The sequence below is a fragment of the Paenibacillus sp. FSL K6-2862 genome (assembly GCF_038005125.1).
Taxonomy (GTDB): Bacteria; Bacillota; Bacilli; order Paenibacillales; family Paenibacillaceae; genus Paenibacillus; species Paenibacillus illinoisensis_A.
Map to the genome: position 1 here is coordinate 2,391,928 of NZ_JBBOSN010000001.1, position 17,848 is coordinate 2,409,775.

A 17,848-nucleotide genomic window follows, 5' to 3' on the forward strand; every position below is an offset into this window, starting at 1 on the left:
TTTTGTTAACAATTATATTTTATACAATTTAATTTAACACAATAAAATAGAAAAGTAAAATCCCTTGTGCTCAATTATTCTGTTTTTTTTCTAATTTGTGATAATATATATAGAGAAAGTTTTTTAGGTTGTGCAGATAGCATGCAAAAGACAGACTTAACACAGAGCTTTCTACAAGAAATTTAAATGTACAATAGGCAGGTGGGATTAATATTATGCAAACGGATGCTTTGAAGTTGGATAACCAATTATGCTTTGCTATATATGCTTGTTCACGTGAAATCACAAAGATGTACCAGCCATATCTCGAAGTACTGGGTGTCACCTACTCGCAGTATTTGGTCATGATGGTATTGTGGGAGCGAGAGGAATGCACGGTTAAAGAAATCGGAGAGGCACTCTACTTGGATTCGGGAACGTTGACACCGCTATTAAAACGCCTGCAATCTGCCGGACTCATTCATCGTGAACGTTCAGCACAGGATGAGCGCAAAGTGCTTATTACGTTAACTGATTCAGGTAAGGAGCTTCGCAATAAGGCTCTGTCCATTCCGGATTCTATTCAGGGGGATGCTTGCCTGAGCAGTACGGAATTTGAATCGTTGCTTGGTCAGTTTAAAGGGCTTCTTCAGAAGGTACATGAAACGAATATGAAAGAAGCTAGAAAATAACCTGGAAATAATTTTGATATAACGAAAAGGGGGGACCTTAGACATATTAGTCTGAGGTTTTTTCCATTAATATCCAAGCATTCACAATATGGGATGATATCCATATCAAAAAGCTGTCTATTAACCATTACTTTTTTAAGGAAAGCGTTTTAAAAACGTGTTACAATGAATTGGGTTTAAGTGAAAATAGTCAACATTTGTCTTTTGGTAGTCAACCAACCCGCCTTGTTGCAGTCATGTTGATAGGAGGATTCGAGAATGAATATCCATGAATATCAAGGAAAAGAAGTACTGAAACAGTATGGAGTTGCCGTTCCTAATGGGAAGGTTGCTTATACAGTCGATGAAGCGGTTGCGGCCGCAGAGGCATTGGGCAGTCCGGTGACTGTAGTCAAAGCGCAAATTCACGCAGGTGGCCGGGGAAAAGCCGGCGGCGTAAAGGTAGCGAAGAGCGCAGACGAAGTTAGAGCGTATGCTTCCGAAATTTTGGGAAAAGTACTGGTGACACACCAGACCGGACCGGAAGGCAAGGAAGTAAAACGTCTTTTGATCGAAGAGGGCTGCGATATCCGCAAAGAGTACTACGTGGGTGTTGTAGTTGACCGTGCAACGGGCCGTGTCGTGATGATGGCATCCGAAGAAGGCGGTACGGAGATCGAAGAAGTGGCTGAAGCTACTCCTGAGAAAATCTTCAAAGAAGTTATTGATCCTGCTATTGGATTACAAGTGTTCCAAGCACGTAAATTGGCCTACAGCATTAATATCCCGAATGAATTGGTGAACAAAGCGGTCAAATTCATGCTTGCATTGTACACTGCATTTGTGGAAAAAGATTGCTCCATTGCTGAGATCAACCCTCTTGTTGTTACTGGAGATGGAAACGTTATCGCGCTGGATGCAAAACTGAATTTTGATTCGAACGCATTGTTCCGTCATAAGGATATTTTGGAACTGCGCGACTTGGATGAAGAAGACGAAAAAGAAATCGAGGCTTCCAAATACGACCTCAGCTACATAGCACTTGATGGCAACATCGGCTGTATGGTTAACGGTGCGGGACTTGCGATGGCTACGATGGATATCATCAAATACTACGGCGGAGACCCGGCCAACTTCCTTGATGTTGGGGGCGGTGCAACAACGGAGAAAGTAACAGAAGCTTTTAAAATCATTCTGTCTGACGCCAAAGTGGCGGGCATCTTCGTTAACATTTTCGGCGGAATCATGCGCTGTGATGTCATTGCAAACGGTGTGGTTGAAGCAGCGAAGCAGCTTGGCCTCACAAAACCGCTGGTTGTTCGTCTTGAAGGAACGAATGTGGAGCTTGGCAAACAGATTTTGGGTGAATCCGGCCTGAACATTGTACCTGCTGATTCCATGGCCGACGGTGCACAAAAAATCGTTGCCCTCGTAAAATAGTTCATTCCTGGGCCATTTATATCAATCCAAAGAGCGGTTTGCAATCTTCATGAATTGGATCGGAATGCTTCAGTCCGTCTAATTCATGTTCCCGCTAGCGATGGAATCGGATGATATAAATTGCTTTCTTAGTGCCGGAGCTGTCCGGAACTTGAAAAATAACCGTAAGGATGTGAAGCAACGTGAGTATTTTGATCGATAAAAATACAAAAGTCATTACGCAAGGCATTACGGGTTCAACGGGAATGTTCCATACGAAGGGCGCATTGGATTACGGAACCCAGATGGTAGGCGGTGTAACACCAGGCAAAGGCGGGACCAATGTTGATATCACGCTGGAAGATGGCAAAGTCGTTAGTCTTCCGGTATTCAATACGGTACAAGAAGCGAAGGAAGCTACAGGTGCAACAGCGAGTGTTATCTATGTGCCACCAGCATTCGCAGCGGATTCCATCATGGAGGCTGTTGACGCAGAGCTTGATCTTGTAATCTGTATTACAGAAGGTATCCCTGTCCTTGATATGGTGAAGGTAGACCGTTTCATGGAAGGCAAAAAGACGGTATTGATCGGACCGAACTGTCCTGGTGTTATTACACCGGGTGAATGTAAAATCGGGATCATGCCTGGTTATATCCATATGGCTGGACATGTTGGCGTCGTTTCCCGTAGCGGAACGCTCACCTATGAAGCTGTTCATCAATTGACTACACGTGGAATTGGACAGTCTTCAGCGGTAGGAATCGGGGGAGACCCGGTTAAAGGTTCCGAATTCATTGATATCCTCAAACGATTCAATGAAGATCCTCAAACTCATGCTGTCATCATGATCGGGGAGATCGGTGGTACAGCAGAGGAAGACGCTGCAGAGTGGGTACGCGACAATATGACCAAACCGGTTGTTGGATTTATCGGTGGTGTTACTGCGCCTCCAGGCAAACGGATGGGTCATGCTGGTGCCATTATCTCAGGAGGTAAAGGTACAGCCAAGGAAAAAATCGCGAAGCTTGAATCCTGCGGTATCAAAGTTGCGCCAACGCCTGCCGAGATGGGCTCTACACTGGTAAGCGTACTAGAAGAGCGTGGTATTTTAAATTTGTGCACGACACATTAATTCTTTTCCATTATAATAGTAGAAACGGTGCGGAGATGTTATCTCTCATAACCGACTATTGTGATACGGAAAAGGTAAGCAACCTTTTGTCCTTAAACGGGGCGAAGGGTTGCTTTTTTGCGTTGAATTACTTGCCAAATGAGGGAGCTGAAATGCTCTCTTTAAAGTAAACGCTTGCATTCTGTCGTCACAACCTACACAATATGAGGGAAGTGTTCTTCCCGCTTGGGAGGCTTATAGAATGGAGAAAAGCTTGATTCTGTTTGGTTTGCATGAGATGGATGGTGTTGGGAAGAAAACGATCTCGAAATTAATGACAGGGGGACATAACCTTCCGGATTTGCTTCATTATGACGAAGGAGATTGGGTTCAAGCCGGGTTGCGTAAAGATCAGGCCGCCAGGCTTGTGAATACTTTCGATGCAGACTGGATTGAGCATAGGCGTGAAGCGGTTTATAAACAAGGAATTCAGGTTATTACCTATCTGGATGAAGAATACCCCATATTAATGAAGGAAACCGTTCAGGCACCTTGGGTTATGTACGGCCGTGGGGACATGAATTTGTTACATACAAAGGCAATTGCCATGGTAGGAACTCGAATGCCAACTGTATACGGTCGCAAAGTAGGCGAGAAACTGACGACAGAATTCTGTCATGCAGGGTTGACCATAGTAAGTGGTCTTGCCCGTGGTATTGATAGCACCTGTCATGAGGCAGCTCTTCGCGCAAAAGGTAAAACCATTGCTGTTTTTGGCACAGGAATTGATAAGATCTATCCACCTGAGAACAAAAAACTAGCTGAGCAAATTGCTGAAACAGGTCTATTACTGTCGGAATATCCACCAGGCACACGTGCTCATCAAGGACTATTTCCGGAACGTAATCGAATTATTGCTGGTTTGACACTTGGAACGCTGGTTGTAGAAGCAGATATCCGAAGCGGCTCCCTTATTACTGCAGATGCTGCGCTTGAAGCAGGAAGAGATGTATTTGCTGTTCCGGGCCCCATTACATCTCCCAAGAGTCGAGGGTCACATAATCTGATTCGTCAGGGGGCAAAATTGGCCACTTGTGCGGACGATCTGCTTGAAGAGTACCGAATGGACTTGCCAAATCCCGAACAACTTCCTTACAATAGAGGACGTTCCCCAGAAAAGGGAGAAGGTAATCATCCGGATATGTTTCCTAAGGTGAGTCTCTCATCTGATGAGAGAAGGATCATCTCTCTGCTGGAGCAGGACGAAAGATCTTTGGATCAACTTGTAGAGCAGCTCGGTTGGGATTTTGGACATTTGCATTCAGTTCTGTTATCTTTAATCATAAAAAAACAGATTAGCCAATTACCTGGAACCAAATATGCAAGGGTATGACAATGCTGTGACCACGCGGCATGTGAAAATAGATTATTAACGGAAGTTATTTAATTGCTGACAAGGATGAAAAGGAACAAGCAGTTTCATGACTGAGAGGAGGATGAACCTATGGCGGATTCACTCGTAATCGTGGAGTCGCCCTCAAAGGCGAAGACAATCGGCAAATATTTAGGCAGCAAGTTCATCGTGAAGGCTTCGATGGGACATGTGCGCGATTTGCCGAAAAGTCAGATCGGCGTTGAGGTGGAGAATGATTTTAATCCGAAATATATTACGATCCGCGGTAAAGGTTCGATTTTGAAAGAACTGAAGGATGCACGAAAGAAAGTAAAAAAAGTGTACCTCGCAGCTGACCCGGATCGCGAAGGCGAGGCTATTGCATGGCACTTGGCTCATGCACTTGAACTGGATGACACGGAGGATTGCCGAGTTGTCTTCAACGAAATTACGAAGCAGGCAGTTAAGGATGCGTTCAAAACACCACGCAAGATTAACATGGACTTGGTTAATGCACAGCAGGCCAGACGAATTCTGGATCGGCTTGTCGGATATAAAATCAGTCCTCTATTATGGAAGAAAGTCAAAAAAGGATTGTCCGCTGGACGTGTGCAGTCGGTGGCAGTCAAAATCATTTTGGATCGCGAAAATGAGATCGATGACTTTGTTCCAGAAGAGTACTGGAGCATTACGGCGAAGCTGACTGCAGACGGCAATCCGTTTGAAGCGAAGTTCCATCAATTGAACGGGGCAAAAACCGAACTGGGAAGCGAAGCCGAAGTACAAGCTATCTTGAAACAAATTGAGAATGCGGATTTTACCGTCAAAGAAGTGAAAGAGAAAGAACGCAGCCGGAATCCATCCGCTCCGTTTACGACAAGTTCTTTGCAGCAGGAGGCTGCACGGAAGTTGAATTTCAGGGCTTCCAAAACGATGTCGGTTGCTCAACAGCTCTATGAGGGCGTAGACCTCGGAAAAGAAGGCACAGTGGGTCTCATTACGTATATGCGTACAGACTCCACCCGGATTGCGGCATCAGCTCAGGAAGAAGCCAAAGAATATATTGTTGGCAAGTATGGTGAAGCTTTTGCACCTGAAACGCCAAGAAACTATTCCAAGAAGGCTGCCAATGCGCAGGATGCTCACGAAGCTATTCGTCCTACATCCATTTTGCGTGATCCGGATTCCATCAAATCATTTATGAGCCGTGATCAGTTCAGACTGTATAAACTGGTATGGGAGCGCTTCGTGGCTAGCCAGATGTCTTCCGCTGTCCTCGATACACTCTCTGTGGATATCGCAGCTGGAGATACCATTTTCCGTGCAGCAGGCTCCAAGGTTCGCTTTCAGGGCTTCATGAAGGTTTATGTGGAAGGAAACGATGATGGTACTACGGAAGAAGATCGTTTGCTGCCTCCACTAAAAAATGGAGATCGGTTAGAGAAGCAGGAGATTGAACCGAAACAGCACTTCACTCAACCGCCGCCCCGATATACGGAAGCAAGACTTGTACGTACGCTGGAAGAGCTGGGCATAGGGCGTCCAAGTACATATGCACCAACCCTGGAAACCATTCAGAAGCGTGGATATGTGGCAATCGAAGAAAAAAAATTCATGCCGACCGAGCTTGGAGAACTGGTCATCGAGCAGATGGAGGAGTTTTTCCCTGAAATTCTGAATGTAGAGTTCACTGCCAATATGGAAGGTGATCTTGACCATGTGGAAGAAGGCTCGGAAGACTGGGTCAAGGTTCTTGCTGAATTTTACGAATCATTTGAGAAAAGACTCGAATTCGCAGAAGAAGAAATGAAAGAGATTGAGATTGAAGATGAGGTCTCGGACGAAATCTGCGAAAAATGCGGCAAGCCACTTGTTTACAAACTGGGTCGGTTCGGCAAGTTTCTTGCGTGCTCCGGATTTCCGGACTGCCGGAACACCAAACCGATTATTAAGGATATTGGCGTAACTTGTCCGAAATGTAAGGAAGGACATGTGGTTGAACGCCGTAGTAAAAAAGGACGTATCTTCTATGGCTGCGACAAGTATCCAGAGTGTGATTTCGTATCGTGGGATAAACCGTCGGCCAAACCTTGTCCAAGTTGTGGTTCTCTCATGGTTGAGAAACGAAACAAGCAGGGGACGCGTTTGCAATGTACATCCTGTGACCATCAGGAACCGGTCGAGGAACCGGAAGAAGAAACAGCGGATTAGCATATATGGGGGTAAATGATTTTGACGAATGAACAAGTAGTAACGGTAATTGGTGCCGGGCTGGCAGGAACGGAAGCAGCTTGGCAAATTGCAAGTCGCGGTGTACGTGTGAAGCTATATGAGATGAGACCGGTTGTAAAAACACCGGCTCATCATACTGATAAATTTGCAGAACTGGTGTGCAGCAATTCGCTGCGTGCCAACGGTTTGACTAATGCAGTTGGTGTGCTGAAAGAAGAAATGAGAATGCTGAACTCCCTGATACTGGGTGCAGCCGATCGAAATGCAGTTCCAGCGGGAGGAGCACTTGCTGTTGACCGCGATGGATTCTCGGGAGAGATTACTTCCACGCTTCATCAGCATCCACTCATCGAGGTGGTCAACGAAGAATTGACCTCCTTGCCAGAGGACGGTATCGTTGTTGTTGCAACCGGTCCACTGACTTCGCCAGCATTATCCGAACAAATCAAGGCACTGATGGGCGAGGAATACTTCTATTTCTACGATGCAGCTGCTCCGATCATTGAAAAAGACTCCATTGACATGAACAAGGTGTACCTTGCATCTCGTTATGATAAAGGGGAGGCAGCCTACCTAAACTGTCCCATGACAGAAGAAGAATTTGATATCTTCTATGATGCTCTGATTACGGCAGAGGTTGCCCAATTAAAAGAGTTTGAAAAGGAAATTTACTTCGAAGGCTGCATGCCGATTGAAGTCATGATGAAGCGAGGAAAACAAACGGCTCTGTTTGGTCCGATGAAACCTGTTGGTCTCATTAACCCGCACACAGGGGAGCTGCCACACGCTGTGGTACAGCTCAGACAGGATAATGCAGCAGGAACCCTATATAACCTGGTTGGATTCCAGACACATCTGAAATGGGGAGAGCAGAAGCGGGTATTCTCGCTAATCCCTGGTCTGGAAAATGCGGAGTTTGTACGTTATGGTGTTATGCACCGCAATACGTTCATTAACTCTCCCAAACTGCTGCGTCCGACGTATCAGTTCAAGGAACGTCCAAATCTGTTCTTTGCAGGGCAAATGACAGGTGTTGAAGGGTATGTTGAATCTGCTGCTTCAGGTCTGATTGCGGGTATGAATGCAGCCAAAGCGGCACTTGGACAGGAACTTGTAGTGTTGCCGGTAGAGACAACGCTGGGCAGTATGGCACAGTATATTACTACGGCTGACTTCAAACACTTCCAACCGATGAATGCAAACTTTGGTTTGCTGCCAAAACTGGAAACGAAGATCCGTAACAAAAAAGAAAAAAATGAAGCTCTTGCACAGCGTGCATTGGATGGGATTGCCCGTTTTGCTGCTGCAGAAGGTCTAACCGTTCCGGGACACGTATAAATTAGTTTCGTGGGAGGAGGCTGAATCATGGATATGTCATTTCATGCTACAACGATCTGTGCAGTTCGTCATAATGGCAAGGCAGCGATTGCCGGAGATGGTCAGGTGACCATGGGGCAAAGCGTTGTGATGAAAAATACGGCCAAAAAAGTAAGACGTCTATACCGCGGACAGGTTGTAGCTGGTTTTGCCGGTTCGGTAGCGGATGCCATTACACTATTCGAAAAGTTTGAGGGTAAGCTGGAAGAGCATCATGGCAATCTGCAGCGTGCCGCGGTGGAGCTTGCCAAAGACTGGCGTCAGGATCGCATTCTGCGCAAGCTTGAAGCACTTCTTATCGTTATGGATAAGACAGGAATGCTGCTCATCTCTGGCGGAGGCGAAATCATTGAGCCGGATGACGATGTCATTGCGATCGGTTCTGGTGGGAACTTTGCCCTGTCTGCTGCACGTGCATTAAAACGTCATGCAACAAACCTGGAAGCCAAGGACATTGCCCGTGAGTCGCTGCAGGTTGCAGCAGAGTTATGTGTGTATACCAACAATAATATCATTGTAGAAGAACTGTAATATAACCCCGCAAACTGAAACATAGAGCATGGCCGTTAGGGCTATTCCTATCAATTTGCGGGGTTATCCCTAATTTTGATAACATATTTCTATGCAGGATTTTAAGTAGACTGGTAGGAGGGAAGCGAAATGCAAACACAAGCGTTAACACCAAGACAAATCGTTGCAGAGCTTGATAAGTATATTGTCGGTCAGAAACAGGCCAAAAAATCGGTGGCTGTTGCCTTGCGCAATCGATATCGCCGCAGCCTTTTGCCAGAACATACGCAGGATGATATTGTACCTAAAAACATATTGATGATTGGACCGACAGGTGTTGGTAAAACGGAAATTGCCCGCCGTCTGGCTAAACTGGTGGGAGCCCCTTTTGTAAAAGTGGAGGCAACGAAATTCACGGAAGTGGGTTATGTTGGTCGTGATGTTGAATCCATGATCCGTGACCTGATTGAAACGTCCATGCGCATGGTCAAGCTGGAACGGACCGAAAAGGTAAAAGACAAGGCTGAAGAAGCTGCCAATGAACGCATCGTACATATTCTGGCTCCTTCCCAATCCAAGTCCAAAAATCAACGTAACCCGTTTGAAATGATATTTGGCAATAACGGAAACAATACGCCCGAGCAGGAAGAACCAGAGCCGGACACCAATGTCGCAGAGCGGCGTCGCAAGATCAAATTCGACTTGTTATCTGGTAAGTTGGAAGAAGATATTATTGAGATTGATGTCGAGGATACCGCCCCGAATATGATGGATATGTTTGCAGGGCAGGGAAATGACCAGATGGGCATGAATATGCAGGAGATGTTTGGAAGCCTGCTGCCACGACGCACCAAAAAACGCAAGCTGGCGATCAAAGAGGCTCGTAAAGTTCTCATCCAGGAAGAAGCAAGCAAGCTGATCGATATGGATGACGTTACGCAAGAGTCCATTCGCAGAGCTGAACAGACGGGTATCATATTTATTGATGAAATCGACAAGGTGGCCAGTCAGGGACGCGGCAGCGGCCCGGATGTTTCTCGTGAAGGGGTGCAGCGGGACATTTTGCCTATCGTGGAAGGTTCTACTGTGATGACCAAGTACGGACCTGTCAAAACCGATTATATTCTGTTTATGGCGGCTGGAGCGTTCCATGTGGCCAAACCTTCGGATCTGATCCCGGAACTTCAAGGACGTTTCCCAATTCGGGTTGAGTTAAATAGCCTATCCCTGGAGGAATTCGTATCTATCTTGACGGAACCTCAAAATGCGTTGACTAAACAATATGTCGACTTGCTGCGGACTGAAAATATTGAAATTGAATTCTCGGATGAGGCCATTCGTGAGATTGCCAAGCTTGCTGAATCCGTAAACCAAAATACGGAGAATATTGGTGCTAGGCGTCTGCATACTATTCTTGAGAAACTCCTTGAGGATTTATCCTATGAGGCACCTGAGCTCACACTGGAGAGAATGGTGATTACTCCGGAGTATGTGCGAGAGAAGCTGAACGATATTGCACAGGATCGTGACCTGAGTCAATATATCCTGTAACAACTTTTCACAGTAATCAGAAGAACTTTATGATATTGAAGTTTAAAGGTGGTATTCACTGTTTAATAGAAATAAGCGAGCTGCTGTTGAAGGAATAATCCTGATCAGTTAGCGATTGCTTATCTTTCTGACAGATGAATGCTGCCTTTTTTTGTTCCCGACTAATGGATTTCTATAGAAAAACCGATAAAAAGATTGAAGTTACATTTTAAGGTAGGGGAAAAGTAGGACTTGTGCCGCAGTTGTCAGGATTCAAGGTCGTAAGATTCCGAAAAAGACAATGTTTGCGAGTGGAACAGTTTCCAAAATAAGGTTGTCTGTTTTATCCAAGTCTGGTTATCGGTTTAATTACCTTGCCGACAAAACTTGCGCAAATGCGCAAAAACTCGATTGGAGTAATACGCTGATGTAGTAAAATATTTTCGTTGACTTCCAAGTGTAACGGGGTTTTTAATTGTTAAGAAAGTGTTGTGTTATATCTGGGTAAACAAGTAAAGCAAGAAGGTTAGCTTGTCAATTATTTAATGTATTGAATGTTTCCTTCTAAAATTCTGATGAATAAAAACCTTGTTGCAACGGCAAATATTGCTAACACAATTAAGAGAAATTTTCCCAATTGCAGATGAAGTTGATGAAGTGACGGTAGGAATAAGATGGAAGAGCCTGCTATAAATTTTAAGAATGTTTAAGTGTGTGTTTTGTAGATGTGAACTCCAATTTGTTTTGGGACTCAACATTTGCGAAAAAATTCATAATTTGCAGAAAATACACAAAAAGCCCTCTCTTTCAGAAAAGATAGGGCTTTTTTCTTATTGTAATAAATGCCAATCTCGAAGAAACTTATGTTATACGACAACATCAGAGTTAATTCTACTTAAGTCCTAGAAAAACGCGAAAAGGCGAATGTTTTTGTCGAAAAACATAAGCGAATTTGAAGGGGAAAGATTGAATCTTTTTCCATAATTTCTAAGGAGAGGAGGGAAATCGTGAATCTTTTGAATGATATTAGCTTTAAAAGATTACAAGGCGCACTCGATGCGTCCAACACTAGACAACAAACGATTGCAGACAACATTGCGAATGCGGACACCCCGTACTACAAGCGTTCTGACGTATCTTTTGAAGAAATTTTAAAGCAGCAAACGGATGGAGATATGCCAGTTCTTAAGGGGAAAGTAACGGACTCAAGGCATTTTGTCATAGGACCTTCCTCTTCCGTTCCTACACCTGTAGTAACAATGGATCATTCGACATCCATGAATAATAACCAGAATAATGTCGATATCGACAAAGAAATGAGCCTTCTGGCGGAGAACCAGTTGCGTTACAACGCTTATATTCAACAAGTGAATGAACAGATTAAAATGATGCGTGTTGGAGTGGAAGGGAGATAACTTAGGTGAATATCAGTAACAGTTTTAACATTAGCTCCTCGGCCCTGACAGCCCAACGCTTGAGGATGGACGTAATATCTTCTAACATCGCTAATGCTGAGACGACTCGCGCCAGTGTATCGAATGGCGAAGCCGTTCCCTACAAAAGAAAAATGGTAGTTCTCGAACCAAACAAAGCTTCGTTTAGCAGTATCCTGCAGAATCAGATGGGTAATAAGGCCTCGGGTGAGGGAGTTAGAGTATCAGAGATTCGTGAAGATCAGTCTCCTCTGAAACCTGTATATGATCCTTCTCATCCAGATGCCAACGCTGAAGGGTATGTGTATATGCCAAATGTGGATATTGCGAAAGAGATGGTTGACATGATATCAGCTTCTCGGTCCTACGAGGCAAACGTAACAGCGCTAAATTCAACCAAAGCAATGATAACAAAAGCTTTAGAGATCGGAAGATAGATTACGGTAATGTCAATGAGGTTTTAACATGAATAATGGGATAAGGGGAGACATTGATGATTCAGAACAACATGTTTAATACACAGGTAGTTCAACCGTTGCAGATGCAAAATGCTTCCGTTAGCAAAACATCGACACCAGCCGAAACCATTCAGAGCTTCGGTACATACTTACAAGAGGCATTAGGGTCCGTGGCAACGCAAGAGAAACAGGCACATGAAATGTCCAATCAATTTCTATTGGGTAATGTGAACGTGGATCAGGTAATGATCGCTTCAGAACAGGCCCTGTTGAGTCTGCAACTCACGTCGCAAGTCCGAAACAAAGTAGTCGAAGCGTATCAAGAGATTATGCGTACGCAAATGTAAATAGAGCATGATTGCGCTTCGATACCAGCGCTGATCATTACAACAAGCAGCTGCGGTGCTGCTCCTGAGGCGAATCTCGTACTTTAGTAATAGAAGTACTTTGATGGCTCGGGACAGACTAAGCAAAGTTTCGGATGGGGTGACAGAGTGAATGAGAGAATTGCCCAGTACAGGGATAAAGTAACCCAGTATTGGAATAGCTTCAGCAAAAAACAGAAAGTTTTACTGGTTTCCACCTTTTTATTTTTAATTCTGGCAGCGGTTGTACTAACTATGCAGCTGTCCAAAACAGAATATGAAGTGGCATTTACTGATTTGAATTCCAGTGACTCAGCAGGAGTCATTAACTACCTGGATTCATCCAATATCCCCTACAAATTAAGCGCAGACGGGAAAACCATATCGGTACCAAGCACGGATGTTGCACTTGCAAAAGTCAACATAGGATCACAAGGAATTATTCAGAATGGTTCATTAGGATATAAATCATTCGAGGAGTCCTCATCACCGATCGGGATGACGGACAAGGAATTTGATGTTAAATACAACAATGCGATTAACGGAGAGGTCGAACAGTTACTCCAGCGCATGCAGGGTATTCAAGATGCAAAAGTCTTGGTCAATATGCCGAAAGATAATATCTTTGCCGGCCTAGAAGAGCAGGACAAGGCATCCGCTTCCGTAGCATTGCAGTTTAAACCGGGATATCACCCGAATCAGGCAGCGGTGGATGGATACTTTAACTTGGTGAAAACCGCTATTCCCAACCTGCCGATTGAAAATATTACGATCACCAACACGGATGAAGCCGAGTTGATTCCAACTGCCCGTGGAGGCAGTGGTGGATTATCTTCCGAAGTTCAGGAAAACATGGCTTTGCAGAAGAAGTTTGAAAATGACGTACGCAACAATGTAAAACAGTTTCTGTCTCAAATCGTAGGCGAAGACAAAGTAAATGTACTCGTTGCTTCCAAGCTTAACTTCGATAAAGTGACAAGCAAAGAGAATCTGGTTACACCGGTTGATGAAGAGAACATGAAGGGCATCGAGATCAGTGTCCAGGAGATTCAAAAGAGTTATACAGGTGCGAGTACTCCAACAGGCGGTGTCGCAGGTACCGGTCAAGAAGAAGTTCCTGGGTATCCTTCAGCGGATGCAACGGGGAATTCTACTTCTGAGGAATCATCAAGCACTGTAAACTACGAAGTCAATCGAATTGCCAAAGATATCATTTCCAGTCCTTATACTGTTAAAGATTTAACCATTAACGTAGCCGTTGAACCACCTGAAGGGCAAACAGAATTACAACAACCTGTCCAAGATGCAATTGAAAATATTTTGGTGAATATCGTTCGAGCTTCACTTGCAGATTCAGGTAATGTAATTACAGACGCTGATCTGACCAAGAAAGTTTCGGTTATATCCCAAGGTTTCCAGACAGCAGCCGCTGCAGAAACAGGATTCCAGCTGTCAACAGGTATGATGTGGGGCGTAGGAGCATTGGTGGCCGCGTTAATCGCAGCAGTCGTTATCCTCCTCGTACGCCGTCGACGCAAACAAAACGAAGAGGAAGAAGAAGAGATTCCTCTCCCAGTAGCAACAGAGTTCCCGTCCATTACGTTGGACAGTGTAACGAACGAAAGTCAAGTGCGCAAACAATTGGAGAGTTTGGCGAAGAAAAAGCCAGACGAATTCGTCAATCTGCTGCGTACGTGGCTGGCTGACGAATAGAGGTGAGCGCATTGGCAAAGGCAAGCAGTCAAGGTTTGACTGGAAGACAAAAAGCAGCAATTTTATTGATTACACTAGGTCCGGAAGTGTCGGCACAAATCTTCAAACATCTGCGTGATGAGGAGATTGAACAATTAACATTGGAGATTGCCAATGTTCGCAAAGTTGATGCTTCCGAAAAAGATATGATTATGGCGGAGTTTCACCAGATCTGTCTGGCCCAGGAATACATCTCTCAAGGCGGTATTACTTACGCAAGAGAAATATTGGAAAAAGCACTTGGATCGCAAAAGGCACTTGAAGTTATTAATCGTTTGACAGCTACGCTTCAGGTTAGACCATTTGACTTTGCACGCAAAGCAGATCCAAACCAAATATTAAACTTTATTCAAAACGAAAGTCCACAGACGATTGCCTTGGTACTATCCTATCTGCAATTCGAGCAGGCAGCAGCAATTCTATCCTCATTGCCTCAGGAGAAGCAGGCTGATGTTGCGCGAAGAGTCGCTGTCATGGACAGCACATCCCCTGAGGTTATCTCTCAGGTGGAACGTGTATTGGAACAAAAGTTGTCGTCAACGGTTACACAGGATTATACAAATGCAGGTGGCATCGAGTCGATCGTACAGATTCTGAATGGGGTCGACCGGGGTACGGAGCGTACCATTTTGGATTCTCTGGAAATTCAGGATCCGGAACTTGCCGAAGAAATCAAAAAACGCATGTTTGTATTCGAAGATATTGTCAACGTGGACGATCGTTCAATTCAACGTATCATCCGCGATATCGACAACGCAGACTTGCAGCTTGCACTCAAAGTGGCGAGCGAAGAAGTTCGCGATGCAGTGTTCCGCAACATGTCCAAACGGATGTCCGAGACATTCAAAGAAGAAATGGAATTCATGGGACCTGTTCGGTTGCGTGATGTGGAAGAAGCCCAGACTCGTATCGTAGGAACGATCCGCAGACTGGAAGAAGCTGGTGAGATCATTATCGCTCGCGGCGGAGGAGATGATATCATTGTCTAATTTGATTAAATCTTTCCAGTATGTGCCGGTTGATGACCGCAAACGTCTTGAAAATCATCATCATTATGGTGGTCCTGAAACTGAAGGAACAGATAGCGAAGTGGAAGGTGCAGAGACAGAGGCGTTACAGGCTCGTGTAGACGAAGAAACCAAACGTCTGACTGCGGAGATGCTGGAGGATGCCAAGGAGTTTGCAGAAAAGCAGGTACGCGAAGCTTCCGAGGAAGCGGAACGCATGCTTAAAGAAGCCCGTGAGCAGATCGATAGCTGGTGGCAAGAACAGCGTCAGCAGGATGAACATTTAATTGAAGCGATGCGCTCACAAGGTTTTCAGCAGGGTTTTGATGAAGGCAAAGTACAAGCTGAACTGGATCTCCAAGTGCAGATCGAACAGATGATGAAAGAAGCTCAGGAAGTACTGCAAGAGGCTTATGTAGCAAAAGATCAAATTATCCAGGAAGCAGAGCCTTTTCTTGTAGAGCTGGCATGCGGAATTGCAGAGAAGGTTATTGATAAGCAGCTCACTGTTGAACCAGAGCATACTCTCGAATTGATCCGTCAGAATCTGTCACGGAAACGTGAACAAGGAATGATTGCCTTGTGTGTAGCTCCAGAGCAATTTGCTTTTGTACAAGCTGCGCGTGAAGAGTTGTCCTTATCCATCGATTCACAAGCCGAACTTCAAATATTGCCGGATGCAACGGTAAAAGACAAAGGGTGTGTCATTCGCTCGTCTTTTGGAAGCGTGGATGCCCGTATTGATACACAACTTTCTGAAATAAAAAAAGAACTGGTCCGCATAGCACTTGAGGATGAGGGGCGAAAAAATCAACATGAAGGTTCTTAGTTCACAGCGTTACATGGAGCACTTACGCCAATTTGATCCTGTTCGGATTAATGGTAAGGTCACACAGGTTATCGGGCTTATGGTTGAATCCGAAGGTCCTGACGCAAGCATCGGTGACGTATGCTACATCTATCCGGGGAAATCGGAGAAGCCGATTCAATCAGAAGTCGTTGGTTTCCGGGATAACAAAGTGCTGCTGATGCCTTTGGGTGAATTGCAATCGATTGGTCCGGGGTGCGATGTTGTAGGTACCGGGAAGCCGCTTGGAGTTCAGGTTGGTTCAGAGCTGCTGGGCAAAGTGCTTGATGGACTTGGTCAACCTCTGGATGGATCGTTGCTACCTTCACGGATGCCGATGTTCTCCACATCGAATAAACCTGTGAATCCGATGGAACGGCCGCGTGTACTGGAAACCATGGGTGTAGGCGTTAGAGCGATTGACGGTTTGTTGACTGTTGGTAAAGGTCAGCGGGTTGGTATTTTTGCCGGATCGGGTGTTGGTAAAAGTACATTGATGGGCATGATTGCCCGTAATACGGCCGCTGATGTGAATGTTATAGCTCTTGTAGGTGAACGGGGACGCGAGGTTCGTGATTTTATTGAACGTGATCTTGGGCCAGAAGGGCTGGAGCGCTCGGTCGTCATAGTCGCAACTTCTGACCAACCGGCATTGATTCGAATTAAAGGGGCAGTCATTGCCACCACGATAGCGGAATATTTCAGGGACAGAGGCATGAATGTCATGTTGATGATGGATTCCGTTACTCGTTATGCCATGGCTCAAAGGGAAGTTGGACTGGCTGTAGGTGAACCTCCAGCCATGAGAGGCTACACACCTTCTGTATTTGCGAGTTTACCTAAATTGCTGGAACGTGCGGGAACTGGACCAACCGGTTCCATAACAGCATTTTACACGGTACTCGTTGATGGTGACGATATGAATGAACCGATTGCGGATGCGGTTAGGGGTATTCTGGACGGTCACATTGTGCTGAATCGGTCCATCGCGAACAAAGGACATTTCCCTGCAATCGATGTGTTAGCGAGCATTAGTCGTGTCATGAAAGATATCGCGCCTGAAGAACAGCTGGAAGCCGTTAATAATATGAAGCGATTGATGGCCGTGTACAAAGAATCGGAAGATTTGATCAACATTGGGGCTTATCAAAGAGGGTCGAATGCAGCTATTGATGAAGCGATGGATCAAATCGAAAGCATATGGAACTTTACCAAGCAAAAAGTGGATGAAAAAGTAACACTGAGTGAAGTGCAGGAACGTTTGATTCTTGAATTTGCAAGGAGATGAAAGGTTTAACGATGAAATTTCGATATCATTTCCAAAAGGTAGTTGACCTGAAGAGCAATGAAAAAACACAAGCGGAGTGGATGTTATCCACAGCAATCGGCAAACTTCAAACAGAGGAAGAACACCTTTTACAACTTATGAATGATAAAAACGAACTGATTAGTGTCATTCAATCCGCAACGGAGAGCACTGCTTCTGTATCCAGTCTGCAAGAAATGCACCGATACGTGTATCACCTGGATGAGTGCATCACCAAAAAGAACACGGATGTTAAACACGCTCAGGTCAATGTGCAGCGAAATCAGACGTTCTTGAACGGTAAGATGGTTGATGAAAAAGTGTGGCTTGAAGCGAGAGACAAAGCCAAAAGCAAATTTCAGCAGGAGATGCTCCTCCGGGAACAGAACGATCTGGACGAGATGGCTACTGTACGCTTCGCTGCAAAGACCGGACGCGCAATCTGATGGGCTTCGCA

General features: G+C 45.1%; 16 protein-coding genes. All 16 read left to right on the plus strand.

Annotated features, from left to right (window positions below):
* Positions 1-215 precede the first annotated feature (215 nt).
* The 16 genes from MHB82_RS11080 (at position 216) to fliJ (ending at position 17,837) form a co-directional block, all read left to right on the plus strand.
* Complete coding sequence (locus MHB82_RS11080) at positions 216-671, plus strand: MarR family winged helix-turn-helix transcriptional regulator (RefSeq protein ID WP_095287844.1); 456 nt, start codon at positions 216-218, stop codon at positions 669-671.
* 258 nt (positions 672-929) lie between these two features.
* Positions 930-2,090 (plus strand): ADP-forming succinate--CoA ligase subunit beta, encoded by a 1,161-nt coding sequence (sucC, locus tag MHB82_RS11085; RefSeq protein WP_095287843.1) that lies wholly within the window; start codon positions 930-932, stop codon positions 2,088-2,090.
* 182 nt (positions 2,091-2,272) lie between these two features.
* Positions 2,273-3,202 (plus strand): succinate--CoA ligase subunit alpha, encoded by a 930-nt coding sequence (sucD, locus tag MHB82_RS11090; protein ID WP_095287842.1) that lies wholly within the window; start codon positions 2,273-2,275, stop codon positions 3,200-3,202.
* A gap of 241 nt (positions 3,203-3,443) precedes the next feature.
* Complete coding sequence (gene dprA, locus MHB82_RS11095) at positions 3,444-4,574, plus strand: DNA-processing protein DprA (protein ID WP_341174669.1); 1,131 nt, start codon at positions 3,444-3,446, stop codon at positions 4,572-4,574.
* A 111-nt stretch (positions 4,575-4,685) separates the two neighbouring features.
* Positions 4,686-6,785 (plus strand): type I DNA topoisomerase, encoded by a 2,100-nt coding sequence (gene topA / locus MHB82_RS11100; protein WP_095287840.1) that lies wholly within the window; start codon positions 4,686-4,688, stop codon positions 6,783-6,785.
* 15 nt (positions 6,786-6,800) lie between these two features.
* Positions 6,801-8,144 (plus strand): FADH(2)-oxidizing methylenetetrahydrofolate--tRNA-(uracil(54)-C(5))-methyltransferase TrmFO, encoded by a 1,344-nt coding sequence (trmFO, locus tag MHB82_RS11105; protein WP_437126812.1) that lies wholly within the window; start codon positions 6,801-6,803, stop codon positions 8,142-8,144.
* A 27-nt stretch (positions 8,145-8,171) separates the two neighbouring features.
* On the plus strand, positions 8,172-8,714 hold the full coding sequence (gene hslV, locus MHB82_RS11110; RefSeq protein WP_095287838.1) for an ATP-dependent protease subunit HslV: 543 nt from the start codon (positions 8,172-8,174) through the stop codon (positions 8,712-8,714).
* Between the two features lie 129 nt (positions 8,715-8,843).
* The gene (gene hslU, locus MHB82_RS11115) at positions 8,844-10,244 is read left to right on the plus strand and encodes an ATP-dependent protease ATPase subunit HslU (RefSeq protein WP_095287837.1); all 1,401 of its coding nucleotides are present in this window, start codon (positions 8,844-8,846) and stop codon (positions 10,242-10,244) included.
* A 986-nt stretch (positions 10,245-11,230) separates the two neighbouring features.
* Complete coding sequence (flgB, locus tag MHB82_RS11120) at positions 11,231-11,638, plus strand: flagellar basal body rod protein FlgB (RefSeq protein WP_095287836.1); 408 nt, start codon at positions 11,231-11,233, stop codon at positions 11,636-11,638.
* Between the two features lie 5 nt (positions 11,639-11,643).
* Positions 11,644-12,093 carry a flagellar basal body rod protein FlgC gene (flgC, locus tag MHB82_RS11125; protein ID WP_095358630.1) on the plus strand — a complete coding sequence of 150 codons (450 nt, stop codon included), beginning with the start codon at positions 11,644-11,646 and terminating at the stop codon, positions 12,091-12,093.
* Between the two features lie 56 nt (positions 12,094-12,149).
* Positions 12,150-12,461, plus strand: coding sequence for a flagellar hook-basal body complex protein FliE (gene fliE, locus MHB82_RS11130; RefSeq protein WP_095358629.1), 312 nt, complete (start codon positions 12,150-12,152; stop codon positions 12,459-12,461).
* Positions 12,462-12,608: 147 nt separating this feature from the next.
* Positions 12,609-14,192: a flagellar basal-body MS-ring/collar protein FliF gene (fliF, locus tag MHB82_RS11135; RefSeq protein ID WP_095358628.1), complete on the plus strand. Its 1,584-nt coding sequence runs from the start codon at positions 12,609-12,611 to the stop codon at positions 14,190-14,192.
* An 11-nt stretch (positions 14,193-14,203) separates the two neighbouring features.
* Positions 14,204-15,220 carry a flagellar motor switch protein FliG gene (gene fliG / locus MHB82_RS11140; RefSeq protein WP_095287832.1) on the plus strand — a complete coding sequence of 339 codons (1,017 nt, stop codon included), beginning with the start codon at positions 14,204-14,206 and terminating at the stop codon, positions 15,218-15,220.
* Positions 15,213-16,067, plus strand: coding sequence for a FliH/SctL family protein (locus MHB82_RS11145; RefSeq protein WP_095358627.1), 855 nt, complete (start codon positions 15,213-15,215; stop codon positions 16,065-16,067). The genes fliG and MHB82_RS11145 overlap by 8 nt, the downstream gene beginning before the upstream one ends.
* Positions 16,054-17,373 carry a flagellar protein export ATPase FliI gene (gene fliI / locus MHB82_RS11150; protein ID WP_341174671.1) on the plus strand — a complete coding sequence of 440 codons (1,320 nt, stop codon included), beginning with the start codon at positions 16,054-16,056 and terminating at the stop codon, positions 17,371-17,373. Before MHB82_RS11145 ends, fliI begins: the two co-directional genes overlap by 14 nt.
* 11 nt (positions 17,374-17,384) lie before the next feature.
* Positions 17,385-17,837: a flagellar export protein FliJ gene (fliJ, locus tag MHB82_RS11155; protein ID WP_095358625.1), complete on the plus strand. Its 453-nt coding sequence runs from the start codon at positions 17,385-17,387 to the stop codon at positions 17,835-17,837.
* Positions 17,838-17,848: the final 11 nt, after the last annotated feature.